The 18366-nt window shown below is 64.6% G+C and carries 15 protein-coding genes; 3 read left to right on the top strand and 12 right to left on the bottom strand.

Annotated features, from left to right (window positions below; translation table 11 throughout):
* Positions 1-154: 154 nt before the first annotated feature.
* Positions 155-2254: a pseudouridine synthase gene (locus tag ACS3WA_RS03875; protein WP_438277243.1), complete on the top strand. Its 2100-nt coding sequence runs from the start codon at positions 155-157 to the stop codon at positions 2252-2254.
* 3 nt (positions 2255-2257) lie between these two features.
* Positions 2258-2818: a 16S rRNA (guanine(966)-N(2))-methyltransferase RsmD gene (rsmD, locus tag ACS3WA_RS03880; RefSeq protein ID WP_438277244.1), complete on the top strand. Its 561-nt coding sequence runs from the start codon at positions 2258-2260 to the stop codon at positions 2816-2818.
* On the opposite strand, the gene ACS3WA_RS03885 is transcribed toward rsmD, so the two are convergent.
* Both ACS3WA_RS03885 and mutL read right to left on the bottom strand, forming a co-directional pair.
* Complete coding sequence (locus ACS3WA_RS03885) at positions 2819-3259, bottom strand: DUF1801 domain-containing protein (RefSeq protein ID WP_438277245.1); 441 nt, start codon at positions 3257-3259, stop codon at positions 2819-2821.
* 23 nt (positions 3260-3282) lie between these two features.
* On the bottom strand, positions 3283-5094 hold the full coding sequence (mutL, locus tag ACS3WA_RS03890; RefSeq protein WP_438277246.1) for a DNA mismatch repair endonuclease MutL: 1812 nt from the start codon (positions 5092-5094) through the stop codon (positions 3283-3285).
* A 267-nt stretch (positions 5095-5361) separates the two neighbouring features.
* Here mutL and ACS3WA_RS03895 point away from each other — a divergent pair, with 267 nt between their 5' ends.
* Positions 5362-5682, top strand: a complete 321-nt coding sequence (locus ACS3WA_RS03895; protein WP_438277247.1) for a ribbon-helix-helix domain-containing protein — start codon at positions 5362-5364, stop codon at positions 5680-5682.
* Positions 5683-5694: 12 nt separating this feature from the next.
* Here ACS3WA_RS03895 and ACS3WA_RS03900 read toward each other — a convergent pair whose 3' ends face one another.
* From ACS3WA_RS03900 to ACS3WA_RS03945, 10 genes are all read right to left on the bottom strand, one after another.
* On the bottom strand, positions 5695-7263 hold the full coding sequence (locus ACS3WA_RS03900) for a GMC family oxidoreductase (protein ID WP_438277248.1): 1569 nt from the start codon (positions 7261-7263) through the stop codon (positions 5695-5697).
* A 28-nt stretch (positions 7264-7291) separates the two neighbouring features.
* Positions 7292-7840 (bottom strand): twin-arginine translocation signal domain-containing protein, encoded by a 549-nt coding sequence (locus ACS3WA_RS03905; RefSeq protein ID WP_438277249.1) that lies wholly within the window; start codon positions 7838-7840, stop codon positions 7292-7294.
* Positions 7841-7887: 47 nt separating this feature from the next.
* Positions 7888-8283: a VOC family protein gene (locus tag ACS3WA_RS03910; RefSeq protein ID WP_438277250.1), complete on the bottom strand. Its 396-nt coding sequence runs from the start codon at positions 8281-8283 to the stop codon at positions 7888-7890.
* Positions 8284-8656: 373 nt separating this feature from the next.
* A complete protein-coding gene (gene arfB, locus ACS3WA_RS03915; RefSeq protein WP_438277251.1) occupies positions 8657-9076 on the bottom strand; it encodes an alternative ribosome rescue aminoacyl-tRNA hydrolase ArfB in 420 nt (139 codons plus the stop codon).
* 266 nt (positions 9077-9342) lie between these two features.
* On the bottom strand, positions 9343-10740 hold the full coding sequence (locus ACS3WA_RS03920; protein ID WP_438277252.1) for a M16 family metallopeptidase: 1398 nt from the start codon (positions 10738-10740) through the stop codon (positions 9343-9345).
* Positions 10737-12131 carry a M16 family metallopeptidase gene (locus ACS3WA_RS03925; protein ID WP_438277253.1) on the bottom strand — a complete coding sequence of 465 codons (1395 nt, stop codon included), beginning with the start codon at positions 12129-12131 and terminating at the stop codon, positions 10737-10739. The genes ACS3WA_RS03920 and ACS3WA_RS03925 overlap by 4 nt, the downstream gene beginning before the upstream one ends.
* A 196-nt stretch (positions 12132-12327) precedes the next feature.
* On the bottom strand, positions 12328-13041 hold the full coding sequence (locus ACS3WA_RS03930; protein ID WP_438277254.1) for a hypothetical protein: 714 nt from the start codon (positions 13039-13041) through the stop codon (positions 12328-12330).
* 77 nt (positions 13042-13118) lie between these two features.
* Complete coding sequence (gene lspA / locus ACS3WA_RS03935; RefSeq protein WP_438277255.1) at positions 13119-13616, bottom strand: signal peptidase II; 498 nt, start codon at positions 13614-13616, stop codon at positions 13119-13121.
* Positions 13617-13827: 211 nt separating this feature from the next.
* Entirely contained in the window at positions 13828-16980 is a 3153-nt protein-coding gene (ileS, locus tag ACS3WA_RS03940; RefSeq protein WP_438277256.1) for an isoleucine--tRNA ligase, read from the bottom strand.
* 287 nt (positions 16981-17267) lie between these two features.
* A complete protein-coding gene (locus ACS3WA_RS03945; protein WP_438277257.1) occupies positions 17268-18251 on the bottom strand; it encodes a bifunctional riboflavin kinase/FAD synthetase in 984 nt (327 codons plus the stop codon).
* Positions 18252-18366: the final 115 nt, after the last annotated feature.

Below are 18366 nucleotides of genomic sequence, written 5' to 3' on the forward strand. Positions count from 1 at the left end.
TCGCGCTCCGGTGAGAACCCTGTTAAGAGGCGCGTTCAAAACTTGAATTGGCTTTTCGCAAGACGGTGCTTCGGACAAGAGCCGCGCGCGAAACCGTTATGCTTATCCTCGGGGCCGGCGTCGCCGCCGGCCGGTTGCTTTTGCGAGAACATTCATGCCCCGCGATACCAATAAAGACAATGCACGTGGCCGGCGTGATCGTCCCCCAGGCGGCAAGCGCCGATCCGGCGCGGCGCGCGGCCCGGAAAAGAAGCTCGCCAAGCGCGGCCTTCCGGCGCGAGACGAAGACAGCAAGCGGCCCTCAACCGGCAAGCGCGCCGGTGCGAACAAGGCTGCCGGTGCGAAACCCTATGCCAGGACGTCACGGGCGGGTGCGGGGAAACCCTATGCGGGCAAACGCGATGGCGGTGACGCCGCGCGGCCTCGCTTCAAGCGCGACGACGGCGGCGACAAGCGTGCCTACGCGCCGCGCGAGGGTTCGCCTCGCGGCGAGCGTCCAGCCTTCAAACGGGACGACCGCGCGCCGCGCGCTGACCGTGGCGACGCGCGCCCTGCGGGGCGCTTTGCCGATAAGAAATTCGGCGAGAAGCGTCCCTACACCCCGCGAGGCGAGGGTTTCCGGAAAGACGGCGACCGCCCGCAGCGTGCGCGGCCGCAAGGGGACCGGCCTTATAGCGCGCGTCCGCCGCGCGAGGGTGGCGGCGAGAATCGCGCTTATGAGCCACGCGGGAATCGCGCTGTCGGTGACAGGACGTTTTCACGCGGCGCGGCGGATCGTGGTTCGCGCGGGCCGCGCAAGGATTTCGGCGACCGTCCGGAGCGCGGCGAGTCCAAGCCGTGGGAGAAGCGCGACGCCCGCCCGCGCGATGATGCGCGACGCGGTTCCCGACCCTCGCGCGATGACGCCGGACGTTTCGATAGGCCGCGCGATGATCGCGGCGGCGCAGGGCGTCCACGGTTCTCGAAATCGCGGGAAGATCGCCCCGAACGTGCTCCGGGCGGCGAGCGTGGCCCGCGCAAGTTTGATCGTTCGCAGGGTGAGCGGCCGCGTTATGACCGTCCCTCCGGAGATCGTCCTCGCTTCGATCGCCCACGGCAGGAGCGCCCGCGCCATGAAGGAGGCGACGATCGCCCGCGTCGTGACAATGAGGACGACAGCAAGGTCTTCGCGAAGCGTCCGGCGTTCGGAGGGCGTGGCGCCTATCGCGAACGCAGGCCTGACGACGACCGCCGCGGCGCGCGGCCCGAGCCGAAGCCGAAGAAGGCTGGCGAGCGCATCGCGAAAGTGATGTCGCGCGCGGGTCTTGCCTCGCGCCGCGACGCCGAGGAATGGATCACGCAGGGCCGCGTCGCGGTCAATGGCCGCGTCGTCAACTCGCCGGCGCTCGACGTCACCTCGCGCGATGTCATTACCGTGGATGGTCAGCCGTTGCCCGAGCGCGAGCGCACGCGGCTGTTTCTGTATCACAAGCCGCGCGGGTTGATGACGACCCATGCTGATCCCGAAGGGCGGCCGACCGTGTTCGACAGTCTGCCGGCAGGTCTGCCGCGGCTGATCAGTATCGGCCGTCTCGATTTCAATACCGAAGGATTGTTGCTGCTGACCAACGACGGCGGTCTGGCGCGCGCGCTGGAGTTGCCGGACACCGGCTGGCTCAGGCGGTACCGCGTTCGCGCCCACGGCGAAGTGACGCAGGCGCAACTCGATGCGCTCAGGAATGGCGTCGAGGTCGACGGCGTCAAATATGGCTCGATTGACGCCACGCTGGAGCGCGACCAGGGCGCGAATGTGTGGCTGACGTTCGCGATCCGCGAGGGCAAGAACCGCGAGGTGCGCAATGTGATGGTGCATCTCGGGCTGGAGGTGAACCGGCTGATCCGCATCTCGTACGGTCCGTTTCAACTTGCGGAGATCGCGGAAGGTGAGGTCGAGGAGGTCAAGACCCGCGTGCTGCGCGAGCAGCTAGGCGACAAGATCGCCGTGCTTGCCAACGCGAATTTCGCCGGCGCCGCCGCCGAGGCCGATGCTCCCAAGCTCGGCCGCGACGGCACGCCGTTGCGTAGCAAGAAGGACAACAAGGCGAGAACGAAGCGCGCGGTGATCGAGGATCGCAAGGGACGCAGCGTCGTGGTGCAGCGGACCGGCAGCGACGAGGCGCGGGCGCGCAACGAGGCAGAGGCCAACGGCTACGGTCCGCCGCGCCGGCCAAAACGCGGCTATCACGGCAAGCGCGATCTGACGCCGCGGGATTGAATGATGCGTGTGGTCGGCGGGCGGCTGAAGGGCCGCAACATCGCGTCGCCTGCGTCGAATGCAATTCGGCCGACCCAGGATCGCCTGCGCGAGTCGCTGTTCAATATCCTAGTTCACGCCTACGCAAATCCGATCGACGGCGCGCGCGTGCTCGATCTGTTTGCGGGCACCGGCGCGCTCGGCATCGAGGCGGTGTCGCGAGGGGCGAAGTTCGTGCTGTTCATGGATAACGGCGCCGAGGCGCGCGCATTGTTGCGCAACAATGTCGAGGCGCTCGGGCTTGGCGGAGTCACGAAGGTCTATCGCCGCGATGCGACTAATCTTGGCCCGGCGCATCCGATGGAGCCGTTCTCGCTGGTGTTCCTGGACCCGCCCTATGGCAAGGGTCTGGCCGGTAAGGCGCTGACATCGGTGCGCGAGGGTGGCTGGCTCGTGCCGGACGCGCTGGTCGTCGTCGAGGAGGCAACCGCGGCGGCGCTCGCCGCGCCGGACGGTTATGACGAACTCGAACGCCGCACCTATGACGACACCGAGTTCGTGTTCCTGCGGCCGAGCAGCAGGTAACTACGCCTTCGTCTTGCGCTTGAGAGCAGATGTGTTCAGTGCCACGGCAGCTCGAATGAGCGCTTTCAACGCTTTGTCGTCGATCTTGTCACCTTCATGAAGATCAATGGCCCGCCTGGTGTTGCCTTCGAGACTGGCGTTGAACAGGCCGGATGGATCGTCCAGCGAAGCGCCCTTGGCGAAGGTCATCTTCACGGCGTTCTTGTAGGTTTCGCCGGTGCAGATGATGCCGTGGTGTTCCCACACCGGAACGCCGCGCATCGCGTTCGACGGTTTTTTCCATTTCACCTCTTCGACCACCTCGGGGTCGGCCTGCCTGATGATGAACCGGACGCGCGCAAGCATCTCGCCCCGCCAGTCGCCCAGCCCCTCGATCCGTTCGTCGATGAGGCGGGAGGGAGAATCCTTGTTCCCGGCTTCCTTCGCGCTGGACTTCTTCATGCTTGCCGCCTTGAAACGGGATATCATCGCCGACCGAACAGCTTCTCGATATCGGCCAGCTTAAGTTCAACATAAGTCGGACGGCCGTGATTGCACTGGCCTGAATTGGGCGTGGCTTCCATGTCGCGCAGCAGCGCGTTCATTTCCTCGGGCTTGAGGATTCGTCCCGCGCGCACCGAACCGTGACACGCCATCGTGGCCGCGACATGCATCAGCCGCCGTTCGAGCGGAAGCGCCTCGTCCCATTCCGCCATGTGCTCGGCGAGATCGCGCAACAGCGCCGCCGCGTTGGTTTTGCCGAGCAGCGAGGGCGTCTCGCGCACGGCGACCGCGCCGGGTCCGAACGACTCGATGGCAAGACCGAATTTTTCGAGCTCCGTGGCGCGATCGATCAGCTTTTCGACGGTCGCCTCGTCCAGTTCGATGATGTCGGGGATCAGAAGAATCTGCCGCTGCACGCCGTCGCGCTCCAGCGCCGCCTTCAGCTTCTCATAGACGATGCGCTCATGCGCGGCATGCTGGTCCACCACGACGAGGCCGTCGCGGGTCTGCGACACGATATAGGTTTCGTGAATCTGCGTGCGCGCTGCGCCGAGCGGCCGGTCGATCAGGTCAACCGCGGGAGGGGCGTCGAATCGCACATCCGCGCTCGGCGCGCCGACATCGAACGCGGCCTGTCCGGGCTCCGCCAGGGCGGTTGCGGTCGCGCCGTCCGACCATGGCCGCGCACTGAGAGGCGAGGCGGGCGATTGCCGCCAGTCCCAGTTCGCCGGACGCGGCGCGGTCGCGGGACGAAACGCCGTGAGCACCGCGCCGTCGCTGTTCGCGGCTGTGCGACGACCCTCGCGCGCGAGAGCGTCCTTCAGCCCGTGCACGATCAGCGCCCGCACCAGGGCGGCATTGCGGAAGCGCACTTCCGTCTTGGCGGGATGGACGTTGGCGTCGACCTCCTGCGGCTCGGTCGTGACGAACAACGCGACCACGGGATGGCGGTCGCGCGGCAGGTAATCGGAATAGGCCGCGCGCACCGCGCCGAGGATCAGCTTGTCGCGCACCGGGCGGCCGTTGACGAACAGATACTGGCCGAGCGCGTTGGCGCGCGTCAGCGACGGCGCGGCGGCGAAGCCTTCCACGATCACGCCCTCGCGTTCGGCGCGCACCGCGATGGCGCTGCCGCGGAAATCCGCGCCGAGAATGTCACCGAGCCGCGTCAACCGTCCCGCCGCGCCCGGGAGCGCCGCCGTCCACGTCACCGGCGCGCGCCCTTCGCCCGCGAGCGTGAAAGCGATATCGGGACGCGCCATCGCCAGTCGCCGCACCACCTCGCGGATTGCCTCAGCCTCAGTCCGGTCGGTCTTGAGGAATTTCAGCCGGGCGGGCGTTGCAAAAAAAAGGTCGCCGACCTCGACCCGGGTGCCTTGCGCCAGCGCGGCCGGTGCGATCTCGGATTTCCGTCCGCCCTCGACGTTCAGCGACCACGCATGCGGCTCGCCGGCGTGCCGCGTCGTGATGGCAAGCTTCGCGACCGCGCCGATCGAGGGCAGCGCCTCGCCGCGAAAGCCCAGCGTGCGGATACCAAGCAGGTCCTCGTCGTCGAGCTTCGAGGTGGCGTGGCGGTCCACCGCCAGCGCGAGGTCGCCGCGCGTCATTCCGCCGCCGTCGTCGGTGATGCCGATCCGCCGCCTTCCGCCGCCGTCGGTGAAGATGTCGATGCGGCCCGCGCCGGCGTCGACGGCGTTCTCCACCAGTTCCTTGACGACGCTGGCCGGGCGCTCGACCACTTCGCCTGCGGCGATGCGGTTGACGACGGTCTCGGGAAGCTGGCGGACGGGCATGCGCGGTTCACTTTGGTCGATTCGAGCCTGACGCATTCTAGGTGGCGCGGCGGCAAATGCATGCCCCAAAACGGGGAACCGGCGCATTCGGGGCACTGCGCTAGCGTAGCCTTGGGGCCGCGATCATCCTCCATGATTTTGTTTTGACGCATTTTCTTGGCGCGCACCGGTATCCGCTTCGCTCGAAAGGCTACAATGTCCGATTGTGGCTTCGGACGGCCGGGTATATCTTTTGGAAAAGTTATAAAGCAGACCGGAGGATACGCCATGTGCCGCCTGTTCGCTCACCAGCCTCAACGCGGCTACGAATCGCAGACCCGCTCGCTTCGGATCGGCGGTCATTGCACGTCGATCCGGCTGGAGATTGCATTCTGGGATACGCTGGAAGAGATCGCGGGCAAGGAAGGCGTCAGCCTCGCGAAATTCCTGACCAAGCTTCACAACGAAGTTCTCGACCACCACGGCGAGGTGAAAAATTTCGCATCGCTGCTGCGCTGTTCCTGCCTGATCTACCGGTCGCGTGAAGTCGCGGTGATGCCCGAACTCAACCGGGCGACGACGGTGCCGATCATGGACGCGGCGGAATAATCGCCGCGAACCTCAGATTTCCTTTTTCTGCATCGCGCCGGCGATATGGTCGGCCTGCCTGATCGCGAGCGCCACGATCGTCAGCGTCGGATTGCAGGCGGCGCCGCTGGTGAACTGGCTGCCGTCCGACACGAACAGATTCTTGATGTCATGGGTCTGGCCGAACTTGTTAACCACGCCGTCGCGCGCCTTTGCGCTCATGCGGTTGGTGCCCATGTTGTGCGTGCTGGGATAGGGCGGCGTCGGATAGACCGCCGTTGCCCCGACCGCTTCATATATAGCAGCGCCCTGTTTGTAGGCGTGGTTGCGCATGGCGATGTCGTTGGGATGATCGTCATAGTGCACGCTGGCGACGGGCATCCCGTGCTTGTCCTTGATCGTCGAATCGAGCGTCACGCGATTTGTTTCCTGCGGCATGTCCTCGCCGACCAGCCACATGCCGGCCATGCGCGGATAATTCTCCATCGCGGACGTGAAGGTGCGGCCCCATCCGCCGGGGTTGAGGAATGCCGCCATGAACGGCAGGCCGAGCGAGAGCGTCTCCATCTCATAGCCGCCCATGAAGCCGCGTTTGGGATCGTGCACCGCCTCGTCGCGAATGATGCCTGCCATGGTGGTGCCGCGATACATGTGCACCGATTTCTCGAATGCGGCATAGACGCTGCCGGTCATGTGCCGCATGTAGTTCCGGCCGACCTGTCCGGACGAGTTGGCGAGGCCGTCCGGAAACATTTTCGACGCGCTGTTGAGCAGCAGCCGCGGGCTTTCGAGCGAATTGCCGGCGACCGCGACGATGCGCGCCTTCTGGCGCTGCGTCTTGCCGTCGGCATCGGCGTAGACGACGCCGGTGACCTTGCCGGAAGGAGCGTGTTCGATCTTCAGCGCCATGCTGTTGGGCCGGACCTCGAGATTGCCGGTCGCTTCGCCCTTGGGAATCTCGGTGTAGAGCGTCGACCACTTGGCGCCGGATTTGCAACCCTGGAAACAAAATCCGATCTGCTGGCAGGAGCCGCGGTTGTCGCGCGGTTCCGAGTTGATCGCCATCCGGCCGGTGTGCACTTCCTTGTAGCCGCATTTCCGGGCGCCGGCTTCGAGAACCTTGAAGTTGTTGTTGCCGGGCAGGCCGGGGATGTTGTTGGTGCGGGTGACGCCCATCTTGTCCTCGGCCTTGGCGTACCACGGCTCCATCTCGGCGAGCGTGATGGGCCAGTCCAGCAGATTGGCGCCCGGCAAGTCTCCATAGGTGGTGCGGGTCCTGAATTCGTGCTCGTCGAAGCGGAGCGAAGCGCCGGCCCAGTGCACCGTCGAGCCGCCGACCGATTTCACGATCCACGCTGGCAGATTCGGAAAGTCCTTCGCCACGCGCCAGTCGCCCGAGGTGGTTCGCATGTTGGTCCAGGCGAGCTGCGCGAAGCTTTCCCATTCGTTGTTGATGAAGTCCTCAATCTCGACGCGCGGACCCGCTTCGAGGATCACGACCTTGACGCCTTTTTGCGCCAGCTCGTTGCCCAGCGTGCCACCGCCGGCGCCGGAGCCGACGATAACAACGACGCTGTCGTCATTCAGATCGAACTTTGCCATGTCAATATCCTCCAACGAAGCGACGTCCTCAGGTCTTCGGCAGCCAGTCGATATCGTTGAAGCCGCGATGGATGTAGCCGCCGTGTTCGGCGGAGGAGCCCTCGTAGCCGAACTTCGGCCACAGCGCCTGCTGGTTATAGAGCGAGACGACGAGGTCGGAGCGAAGCGCCTTGAAGAAGGCGGTCTGCTCGATGCCGAGCAGCAGCGCGACGCGATCGGATTCCCATCCGACATCCACGTAGCTGCATTTGTGCTTGTCCTGCGCGTTCTGATCGAGGCGCTTCACGCCATCTTCGAGCATCGCCTTGACGGCCGCGTCTTTCGCCGCCTTGCCGTCCCACGGCTTGATCGCGGTGATGTAGTAACTGTCCACCAGGAAATCGTGCGGATAGATGTCGCGCGCCACCTTCACCAGCGTCTTCATCGTTGCCGGTTGCAGCGCGGTGGCGTCCTCCGCCCAGGCATCCTCGACGCTGAGCGGGATGCTGGTCGCCATCGCGGCCACGGGCGCGGCTGCGACCGCGCCTTTCAGGAAGGTGCGCCGCGAATGTTTGCTTCGGCGATCGACTTCTCTCATCGGAGTCCTCCATCGAAGAATTCGTTGATTGCCTTGCTCTGAAGGCATTATCCGAAGCGACCGCCTTTCTGGATCACCTCGATCTTGTAGCCGTCGGGATCGGAGACGAAGAAGAAGCGGGCCAGCGTCGACCCGTCATGTTTGAAATCGCGCAGCGGTCCCGGCGATAGTTTTTCTCGCTCGAAACGGGCGTGCTCCGCATCCACGTCGTCGACCACGACTGCGAGATGGCCGTATCCGTCGCCGAGCGAGTAGGGCTCCTTGCGATCGAAATTCACGGTCAGTTCGACTTCGAACGGCGAGGAAGGATGACGCAGATAGATCAATGCGAATTCCGGCCACGCCAGCCGTTCCGCAATCTGAAGCCCGAACGCGCGCGCGTAGAAATCGACCGACTTCGCTTCGTCGAGGACGCGGATCATCGAGTGAACCGGCTTGGCCATTCAGTTCAACTCCCTCGGCTGGTAGCGGGAATGACGCAGCTTGGCGCCTTCCACCGTCACCATATACAGATTTTACGGCGCAGCTTCGGGGCGGTGGTAGTAGCGGGCTGTTTCAGGGAAGAACAAAAGGGCAGAACAAAAAAGCTGAGCGCCAACGGCCGAACGCCGGAGATGCGGACTTTGGAACTCACCTGAGCGACGTCGGATCGCCCATCATTTGCGAAATGTCTCGCGCCGAAGCGTTCCGGCAAGTCCGAAGGGACAAGCCCAAAGTCCCATAGCGTTTCAAGCGAAGCGGATACCGGTCGCGTCAAGAAAACGCGTCAAACAAAAAGCAGAGCTTGGCTTTGATTCCATCAAAGCCGGAATAGCTCTAGTCCTCGTATCCCGCCGGTCTGCGCGTTGCCTTGACGTTGCCGCGGCGTTTCTTGCCTTCGAGGCGGCGCTTCTTCGAGGCAAGCGTCGGCCTGGTGGCGCGGCGCGGCGTCGGCCGGGTCGCGGCCTTGCGCAGCAATTCGATCAGGCGGTCGATGGCGTCGGCGCGGTTGCGCTCCTGGGTGCGGAAGCGCTGGGCGTGGATCACGATCACCCCGTCTCTCGTCATCCGCTGTCCGGCGAGGCTTGCCAGCCGCATGGTCACGTCGGGGGCGAGTGTCAGGCGGCGGGTGTCGTAGCGCAGTTGCGCGGCGGTCGAGAGCTTGTTGACGTTCTGGCCACCGGGACCGGAGGCACGAATGAAGCTGACCTCGATGTCGTTCTCGTTAATCGCGATCTCGCGCGTAATCCGCACCATCCAGTGCCCTGAATCTGAAGTTCGCCTCATTATGCAGCGCCTTCCGGAGCGAACTTCAGATTCAAAAGGGCACTAGAAAGTTTATAATTCTAGTGTGGTTCAGGTTCAAAAGTTCGCTTGACGCGCTCGCAGAGAAAAAATGAAGCGAACTTCTGAACCACCACACTAGAGCATGATCCCGAAAAGTGGAAACCGGTCTTCGGATAAGGTCATGCTCAATTAAAAAGATAAGACCAGAGTCTGATTTAACGCAGTTGAACCCGACTCTAGTGGGCGGCGGGGGCGGGGTGAGGCGCGGGCTGGGCACCCCCCGGCTGGATCGCGGCCGGTTGCGCCGCCGCCTGCGCACGTCCCACCACCACGGTCAGGAGCCCGTGTCCCCACAGCCGTTTGGCAACGTCTCTGGCCTGGTCGAGGGTGACGGCATCGACGAGGGAATTGCGCTTCTCGATGTAGTCGATCGGCAGACCGTCGGTCTGGTACTGCAGCAGGCCGGTGGCGAGCTTCGATGAAGTATCGAGCTCCAGCATCTGCGATCCCTTCAGGTAGGATTTAGCTTCGTCCAGTTCCTTCTGGGTCGGTCCGCCTTCGGCGAAGCGCTGGATTACGTTGTTGATCGCATCGATGCTCTCGCCGGCGCGGTCGGCGCGGGTACCGGTGGTTCCGGCGAACAGCGCGGAATGATCCATCCACAGCAGCGATTGCGAGACGGAATAAGCGAGGCCGCGCTTTTCGCGAACCTCCCGATAGAGGCGGGACGACAGCGAGCCGCCGCCGAGAATATGGTTGTCGATGTAGGCCGCCATGAAATCCGGATCATGGCGCTTGACGCCGGGGCCGCCGAACATGACCACGGTCTGCGGTACGTCGAGGGGAACGAATGCGCGTTGCGGCGGCTTGGCGGCGACGACGTCGGCAACGGGCGTGAGGTCGCCTTTCGCGGGCAGCCCCCCAAAGGTTTGATCCAGCAGCTTTGCGAGAGCGTCCGGCTTGATGTCGCCGACAACAGCGATCTTCAACCGGTCCCTCGCCAGCACGCGGCGCACGTAATCTCTCAGGTCGTCGATCTTGATCGTCGGAATGCTTTCGAGGGTGCCGTGCGACGGGCGTCCGTAAGGATGGTCGCCGAATGCGAGCTTGAGGAAATTGCGGCCGGCGAGCGCGTTGGGGTTGGTGGAGTTGCGGCGCAGCTCGGACATGATCTGCGAACGGATCCGCTCGACGTCGGCAGCGTCGAACCGCGGCGAGGTGACGGCGAGGTGCAGCAGGTCGAATGCCTCGGTGCTGTGCTCCTTGAGCATCCGCAACGAACCGCGAAAGCGGTCGCGTTCGATGCTGAAACTCAGCTCGATGGCGCGGCGGTCGAGCCGCTCGCGGAAGGTCTTGGAGTCGAGATCGGCGGCGCCTTCGTCGAGCAGGCTCGCGACCATGTAGCCGACGCCCGGCTTGTCGGCCGGGTCCTGCGCCGCACCACCCGCGAACGCATATTCCATCGCCACCAGGGGCACGGTCGCATCCTGAACGAACCAGGCCTCGATGCCTCCCGGCGTCACCAGATGCTGGATCTTCGTCGCGGCGAACGACGGATCGGCGGCGAGGGAAATCAACGCGAAGCATACGGCGGCGAGCAGGCGGCGCGCCGAGTCGATCCGGGTGCGTCTCACGACCGTTTCTCCTCGTGCGCCGGCGTGGTGTCCTTGATCAGATAGCCCGTCACCGAGCGCGTCTTGACCAGCCACTTCTTCGCGGCCTCGCGAACCTGCGCGGCGGTCACCGCGCGGATGCGGTCCGGCCAGCTCCTGATTTCGTCGACGCTCATTCCCACTGTCATGCCCGCGCCGTACCAGCGCGCCAGCGTCGTCTGACTGTCCTGGGCGTAGATCGCCTGCGCGATCAATTGCGTTTTCACGCGCTCGAGATCTTCGGCGGGGACGGGGTTTGTGGAGAGATTTGCGATCACGGCGTCGATGCCCTGCTCAACATCGGCGAAACTGACGCCCGGCTTCGGCGCTACCGCGATCGCGAACTGGGTCGGATCGACCATGGTGCCCTGATAGGAAGCGTTGGTACTGACGGCGAGCGGCTTGTCGATCACCAGCGCACGATAGAGATACGCGTTGCTGCCTTCGCCCATCAGTTGCGCAAGCACATCCAGCGCGGGACTTTCGCCGGCGGCGGCCGTGGTCGCGGCGGGCACGAGATAATAACGCCGCAACATCGGCTGTTCGACGCGAGGATCGGCGAGCGTCACCGTCCGCGACGCAATCGGCAGCGGTTCCTGCGGGCGGATGCGTACCGCCGGAATTGCGGGCTGCGGCGGAACCTGGCCGAAGGTCTTTTCGATCTCTGGCCGGATTTTCTGCGGGTCCACGTCACCGGCGATCACCAGCGTGGCGTTGTTCGGCGCATAGAACCGTTTGTAGAAGGCAAGCGCGTCCTCGCGGGTAAGCTTCTCGATCTCATGGTGCCAGCCGATCACCGGGCGGCCATAGGGATGATTGAGATACAGCGCGGCCATGATCTGTTCGGTCAGCCGCGCGTCGGGATTGTTGGCGACGCGCATGTTGTACTCCTCGAGCACCACGTCGCGCTCGGGCAGCACGTTTTCATCCTTCAGCACCAGGCCGGTCATGCGGTCGGCCTCGAACGCCATCATGGTCGCGAGCTGATCGCGCGGCACGCGCTGGTAGTAGCCGGTGTAGTCGAAGTAGGTGAAGGCATTCTCCTCGCCGCCGACGCGCAGCACGGTCTGGGAAAACTCGCCGGCCGGATGTTTGGCGGTGCCCTTGAACATCAGATGCTCGAGGAAATGCGCGAGCCCGGATTTGCCCGGCGTTTCGTCCGCCGAGCCGACCTTGTACCAGATCATCTGCGTGACCACCGGCGTCCGGTGATCGGGAATGATCACCACCGCGAGCCCGTTCGGCAGGGTAAAGGTGGTCGGGGGCTGCGCGGTCACGGTCTGCGCCCGGGCTGTCGCGAAGACAGACAGGAACGCAAGGCACAGGGCCAGCGCCGTGAAGGCGCGGGCGGTCGGTCGTCGCAATGTTCTCATTGGGTGCACCGGCGGCAGATTGTCTGAAGCGTCACGGATTGCCGTCAGTCCTTGTGCTGGAGCCAATCATTCGGTCGCGCATTCGGTCACGGCGTCGTCTGGTCCTGATGACTGCGGCAGCCGATCCGCATCGCGTTGTACGATCCGGCCAGGGAAACCATCAACCGGGGGCCGTCCGTGCTCCCGATCGCCGCCGTCACTCTTTGCGTTCTTTGCCGCTGTTGACATCGACATACGTATTGCCGAGGGCTTCCTTCGGTCCGGTGCCGTAAGCGTAGTTCGGCGACGGCGTCTGATAGCCCGGCGGGGGCTGCGTCAGTCTTTCCCGTTCCGGCTCGCCCGTGAATGGAGCGGTCTCCGGTTTGCTGCCGAACAGGTTGCCGAGCTTGCCGGTGAAACCGAGTTGCGAGGGGCTGAGCGACGGATTCTCGTACTGCGGCTTGCCGGGCTGATCCGTCTCGGCCTGTCGCGTGGTGCCGGAACCGTGCGTTGCGAGCTGGCTCGGCAGGATCGAGCGGCCCTCTTCCTCGGGCGTCGGCTTGCTTCGCTTGCGGGCGGCGATCGTTTCCCTGTGGCGCTCGACGTCGGGATCCTTCGGCCAGTTCGGGTCCCTGATTTCGGTCGCGGCGGAGCCCGGCGGCGGCAGATCGATCTTGGGCGGAATCACCAGCGGCGACCGCTCGCGATACTCGATGCCCTTGTTGTCCATGTTGGTGGCGCCGATGCCGCTCATCAGGTTGCTGATGAATTTCTCCTCGAAGGTGGAGTCATCGTCGTCGTCCTGGGCGCGGGCCATGCTGGAGGACAACACGACGGCGATGCCCGCGGCCACGGCGGCGAGGCGGACGCTGCGCGGCAGCATTCCAGAAGCCCTGGACACATCCCAACCGTTCCGTCCGGTCTTGCGCATCGCGTTTATCCCGTTCAGTTTTCCGAAGGATCGCGGCCGAAGCCGCACGCACTCCGACCAGCCCCTATCGTCCGGGATCAGGGCGCTTTTGCGGCGGGTGTTCCGAAGAAGGAATCATACAACAGGGCTATCACCCCGGCAACGATCGCCACGTCGGCAATGTTGAACACATACCAGCTATAGGTTTTTCCCGCGAACTGGAGGTGAAACAGCGCGAAATCCACCACCGCGCCATAGGCGAAGCGATCGATGGCGTTGCCGATGGCGCCGCCGATGATGAGGCCGAGACCAATTGTCGCCGTGCGGGTGTGCGAACGTGCCATCCAGATCGCCAGCAGCACCACCGCAACCGCCTTGAACGCGAGCAGGATCGCCGCGCCTATCGGACTGTCGGTCTGGAACCAGCCGTAGCTGATGCCGGTGTTCCAGGCCAGCACCAGGTCGAAGAACGGCGTAACCCTGGCGGCGCCGCGACGTCCGATCTCGAACACGTAAAGCAGCCACAGCTTGGATGCCTGATCGGCGACCAGCGCGGCGACGGCGACGGCGATACCGATGCGGAGGGCAGGGGTCATTGCGGCGTGACGCCCATGACACCCAGCCTCGTTCGTACCGCGGCGGGCGTGTGCCTTCTCGCCTCGCGGAAGAAGGTGCCTTCGCGAAGCGGAGGAGGCGGAGGGGGGCGCATCGAGCCCCTCACCCGGCCGCCCATCGGGTGGCGCTTCGCGCCGACCCGGCGGGCGTCCACCCTCTCCCGCAAGGGGAGAGGGGAAGAAAGGCTCGCTGTCACGGCGTCACCCCCAACGCCTTCCATTCCCGCAGCGCCTGCGCGTCGCGCGGCGACACGTCGGGATATTCCTTGTCGTCGCCGACGGTCGGCAGGATCTTCCACGACCGGGCGCACTTGGTGCCTGCGGCTTTCTCGACCACCACGGCGACGCCTTGGACGTTCGGCAGACGGAACGCGTCGGCCGGCGCGTCGCTCTCGCGCACCTCATAGTTCGAAGTGATGCAGACCTCGGCCAGGTCGACGTCGAACAACGTGCCGAGCATCGCGCGGTCGGCGACATAGACGATCGGCGAGGCTTCCAGCGAGGAGCCGATCCGCTTGGCGGCGCGTTCGAGTTCCAGCGCGCCGGTGACGACGCTGCGCACGGCGCGGATGGTCTCCCACTTCGCGGCCAGGGCGTCGTCGCGGAAATTGTCGAAGCTCTCGGGGAACGTTGTCAGATGCACCGACGGCTCCGCGTCCGGCCGATACAGCCGCCACGCTTCCTCTGTCGTGAACGACAGCACCGGCGCCAGCCATTTCTGGATCGCATCGCACAGCATATCGATCACGGTCAGCGCTGCCTTGCGGGCCGCCGATGAGGGCGGATCGCAATACAGGGTATCTTTGCGGATATCGAAATAGAACGCCGAGAGTTCGGTGTTCATGAAGGCGGCGAGACTTGCGATCACGATCTTGTAATCGAAATCCGCGTAGGCCTTGCGCACCACCTCGCTCTGTGCCGCCAACTGGTGCAGCATCAGGCGTTCCAACTCGGGCATGTCGGCGAACGCGACCGCGTCGCCGCGATCGAAGTGATGCAGCGTGCCGAGCATCCAGCGGATGGTGTTGCGCAGCTTGCGGTAGGTCTCGATGGTGTTCTTGAGGATTTCAGCGCCGATGCGCTGATCGTCGGCGTAGTCCGTGGCGCAGACCCACAGCCGCAGGATGTCGGCGCCGGAATCCTTGATGACCTTCTGCGGATCGACCGTATTGCCGAGCGACTTCGACATCTTGCGGCCGTTCTCGTCGAGCGTGAAGCCGTGCGTCAGCACCACGTCGTAAGACGCGCGGCCCCGTGTGCCGCAGCTTTCCAGGAGCGAGGAGTGAAACCAGCCGCGATGCTGGTCGCTGCCTTCCAGATACATCACGGTATCGTGGCCGCCATCGACCTTGCGCTTGATGCCGGCAAGGCCGGGGAAATGCACCGGATCTTCCAGCACGAAGGCGTGGGTGGAGCCGGAATCAAACCAGACGTCGAGAATGTCGTCGACTTTCTGCCAGTCTTCATTGGCGCGTGAGCCGAGGAAGCGTTCGCGCGCGCCCTCGGTGTACCAGGCATCCGCGCCTTCCTTCTCGAAGGCGTCGGTGACGCGCTTGTTGACGGCGTCGTCGATCAGGATTTCCGCGGAGCCGTCGCCCTTTTCGCGCACGAACACCGCGATCGGCACGCCCCATGCGCGCTGGCGCGAGATCACCCAGTCCGGCCGGTTGGCGATCATGCCGGTGATGCGATTTTGCCCGGCTGGCGGCACCCATCGGGTGACGCTGATGGCCTGCAACGCGCGGGCGCGGAGGGTGTCACCGGGTTGCGCACGGAAGTTCGGCTCCCCTCCCCCTTGTGGGGAGGGGTTGGGGGTGGGGGTGTTCGCGAGTGCGGCGCTTGTGGCCGACCCCCCACCCAGCCCCACCCCCCCAAGGGGGGAGGGAACAGGAAGGATCTCCCTGTCCATCGCGATAAACCACTGCGGCGTATTGCGGAAGATCACCGGCTTCTTCGAGCGCCACGAATGCGGATACTGGTGTTTCAGCCGCCCGCGCGCGAGAAGCATGTTGCGTTCGACCAGCGCCTTGATGACCGCCTCGTTGGCGTCGCCCTTGTTGCCCTTGTCGTCGATGACGCGCTTGCCCGTAAAGCCCGGAGCCTGCGCGGTCAGCGCGCCGTTCTCGTCGACGGTGTAGGGAATCGCGGTGGAGATGCCGCGCGCCTCAAGTTCGCGCGCGTTCGCCGTCCAGATGTCGAAGTCCTCGCGGCCGTGCCCCGGCGCGGTGTGGACGAAGCCGGTGCCGGTATCATCGGTGACATGGTCGCCGTCGAGCAGCGGCACGGTGAAGTCGTAGCCGCCCTCAAAACCCTTCAGCGGATGCGCGCATTCGATCGCGTCCATGGTGTCGGCCGGGATGTCTCGCACCTTCTCGTGGGCCGTGACGCGCGCCTGCTTGAAGACGTCTTCCGCCAGCTTGTCGGCCAGAATCAGAAGATCCCCGGTCTTGGCCCAGTTGTCGGCCGGCGCATCGGTGACCTTGTAAAGACCGTAGGCGATCTTGTTCGAGAAGCTGATGGCGCGATTGCCCGGCAGCGTCCACGGCGTCGTGGTCCAGATCACCACGCTCGCCTGCAAAATTTGATTTGTGAAAGCAACGCGCTGCTCACGTTCATCGGAATAGCCGGTTGGAACATCAACGTCTTTCACCGGAAATTTCACCCACACCGTATCCGAGGTGTGGTCCTCGTATTCGACCTCGGCCTCCGCCAGCGCGGTCTTCTCGACCACGCTCCACATCACCGGCTTGGAGCCGCGATAGAGCGTGCCGTTGGCGGCGAACTTCATCAGTTCGCGCGCGATCTGCGCTTCGGCCGGATAGGTCATGGTGGCGTAGGGATGGTCCCAGTCGCCGATGATGCCGAGGCGCTTGAACTCCTCGCGCTGCACGTTCAGCCAGTGTCCGGCATAGGCGCGGCATTCCTTGCGGAACGCGACCATCGCGGCCGGCTCCTTGAAGTTCGGCTTCGCCTTGCCCTTGGAGCGGTAGTTCTCCTCCTCGATCTTCCATTCGATCGGCAGGCCGTGGCAATCCCAGCCCGGCACGTAATTGGAATCGTGGCCCAGCATCTGCTGGCTTTTGGTTACGACGTCCTTGAGGATCTTGTTGAGCGCATGGCCGATATGGATATGCCCGTTGGCGTAAGGCGGACCGTCATGCAGCACGAATTTCGGCCGCCCCTTCGCGCGCTCGCGCAGTTGCCCGTAAAGATCGATCTCGTTCCAGCGGTTGAGGATCTCCGGCTCGCGCTGCGGCAGTCCGGCGCGCATCGGAAAGTCCGTCTGCGGCAGGTAGAGGGTTTTGGAATAGTCAGGGGTGGCGGTCGTCTGGGGCTTGTCGGACATGAAGGCTCTGGCTTGCTCAAAGGGGCGCGAAAACGCGGGGAATAGCGAATGAACTGGTACGGTCCCGGTCTTGCGCTTGAGCCAGGGCTCAGGCGGAAGCCGGGCTGCTAATCCGTATGGTGCGCCGCGCAAACATGGGCTTTCCATAGCAGGCGGTTGGGGGGAGCGCAAAGGTCGAAACACCTTTCCGGTCATTCCGGACGCCGCGTCGGCGATCCGAATCCGCGACATTCAACGATAATTCGTGGACGAGATTTCCGGGTTCGCGCCGCCGGCCTGCCGGCGCATTACCCGATGGTGCCAAGTTTCGGGAACGCGTCGGGCGCGGCCGCGAGCATGGTCCGTGCGACGGTCGCATCTTCGTCCATCCGGCGAACCAGCGCTTCGACACTGTCGAATTTCAGCTCCTCGCGAATGAAGCCGATGAAGGCCACGTCCAGCGTGGTCCCGTAGAGGTCGCCGTTGAAGTCGAACAGGAACACTTCGAGCAGCGGCGCTCCGTTGTCGAAGGTCGGGCGGCGGCCAAAGCTCGCGACGCCGTCGAAGCGCCGCCGATCCTTTCCCTCGCCGTGGCCGACCCGCACCGCGTAGACGCCGTGCCTGAGGCCGCAATCCTTGTCGAGGCGGATATTGGCGGTGGGATAGCCGAGCCCCGCGCCGCGCTTGTCGCCGTGGATCACCTCGCCGGTCACGAACCAGGGTCCGCCGAGCATGGCGGTGGCGTCCGCGATCTGGCCTTCCGCCAGCGCCATGCGGATCGCGCTGGACGACACGGGCCGCTCGTCGATGTCGATATGGGGCTGCACGTCGACCTCGATGCCGAAGCGCGTCGCCTCGCTCGCCAAAAGGCTGGGCGAACCGACCCGGCCCTTGCCGAAATGGAAATCGTATCCGACGGCGATGCCGCTGACGCCGAGGCGATCAATCAGATCATGGTGAATGAAATCCTGCGCCGTGGTGCCCGCTCGCGCGGCGTCGAAGGTCATGACCACGGCCCCGGCGAGGCCCGTTCCAGCCAGCAGCCGCAGCTTGCTGATCTCGTCGGTCAGGCGGAATTGCGGGGTGTTCGGGCTGAAAAACTTTCGCGGGTGCGGCTCGAAGGTGACTGCAAGGGCCGGCCTGTTGCGGGAACGGGCCATCTGAAGTGCCGCCGCGATCACAGCGCGGTGGCCGAGATGCACGCCGTCGAAATTGCCCATCGCCACCACCGCCCCCCTGGGAATCGCAGCGGCGGGCGTGGTGTCGCGGATGATGGAAAATCGGGAAGTCATTACCGTTTCGTTGATGGGTGGGGAGCCGGTTGAAGTCAAGCGCGCCGGCCACGCTTCTCGGAACACAGGTGCCCCCGCATCCATTCCCGGATTAACGCGCTGTTTAAGGGCTGGG

This window comes from Nitrobacter sp. (assembly GCF_051535235.1).
GTDB lineage: Bacteria > Pseudomonadota > Alphaproteobacteria > Rhizobiales > Xanthobacteraceae > Nitrobacter.

What these genes read in the sequence shown, in the direction of transcription:
- ACS3WA_RS03945 (WP_438277257.1), bottom strand. Translation starts at nt 18,251, where the DNA reads ATGACTTCCCGATTTTCCATCATCCGCGACACCACGCCCGCCGCTGCG.
- ACS3WA_RS03895 (WP_438277247.1), top strand. Translation starts at nt 5,362, where the DNA reads ATGTGCCGCCTGTTCGCTCACCAGCCTCAACGCGGCTACGAATCGCAG.
- ACS3WA_RS03910 (WP_438277250.1), bottom strand. Translation starts at nt 8,283, where the DNA reads ATGGCCAAGCCGGTTCACTCGATGATCCGCGTCCTCGACGAAGCGAAG.
- ACS3WA_RS03930 (WP_438277254.1), bottom strand. Translation starts at nt 13,041, where the DNA reads ATGCGCAAGACCGGACGGAACGGTTGGGATGTGTCCAGGGCTTCTGGA.
- ACS3WA_RS03885 (WP_438277245.1), bottom strand. Translation starts at nt 3,259, where the DNA reads ATGAAGAAGTCCAGCGCGAAGGAAGCCGGGAACAAGGATTCTCCCTCC.
- lspA (WP_438277255.1), bottom strand. Translation starts at nt 13,616, where the DNA reads ATGACCCCTGCCCTCCGCATCGGTATCGCCGTCGCCGTCGCCGCGCTG.
- ileS (WP_438277256.1), bottom strand. Translation starts at nt 16,980, where the DNA reads ATGTCCGACAAGCCCCAGACGACCGCCACCCCTGACTATTCCAAAACC.
- ACS3WA_RS03900 (WP_438277248.1), bottom strand. Translation starts at nt 7,263, where the DNA reads ATGGCAAAGTTCGATCTGAATGACGACAGCGTCGTTGTTATCGTCGGC.
- arfB (WP_438277251.1), bottom strand. Translation starts at nt 9,076, where the DNA reads ATGGTGCGGATTACGCGCGAGATCGCGATTAACGAGAACGACATCGAG.
- mutL (WP_438277246.1), bottom strand. Translation starts at nt 5,094, where the DNA reads ATGCCCGTCCGCCAGCTTCCCGAGACCGTCGTCAACCGCATCGCCGCA.
- ACS3WA_RS03925 (WP_438277253.1), bottom strand. Translation starts at nt 12,131, where the DNA reads ATGAGAACATTGCGACGACCGACCGCCCGCGCCTTCACGGCGCTGGCC.
- ACS3WA_RS03875 (WP_438277243.1), top strand. Translation starts at nt 155, where the DNA reads ATGCCCCGCGATACCAATAAAGACAATGCACGTGGCCGGCGTGATCGT.
- rsmD (WP_438277244.1), top strand. Translation starts at nt 2,258, where the DNA reads ATGCGTGTGGTCGGCGGGCGGCTGAAGGGCCGCAACATCGCGTCGCCT.
- ACS3WA_RS03905 (WP_438277249.1), bottom strand. Translation starts at nt 7,840, where the DNA reads ATGAGAGAAGTCGATCGCCGAAGCAAACATTCGCGGCGCACCTTCCTG.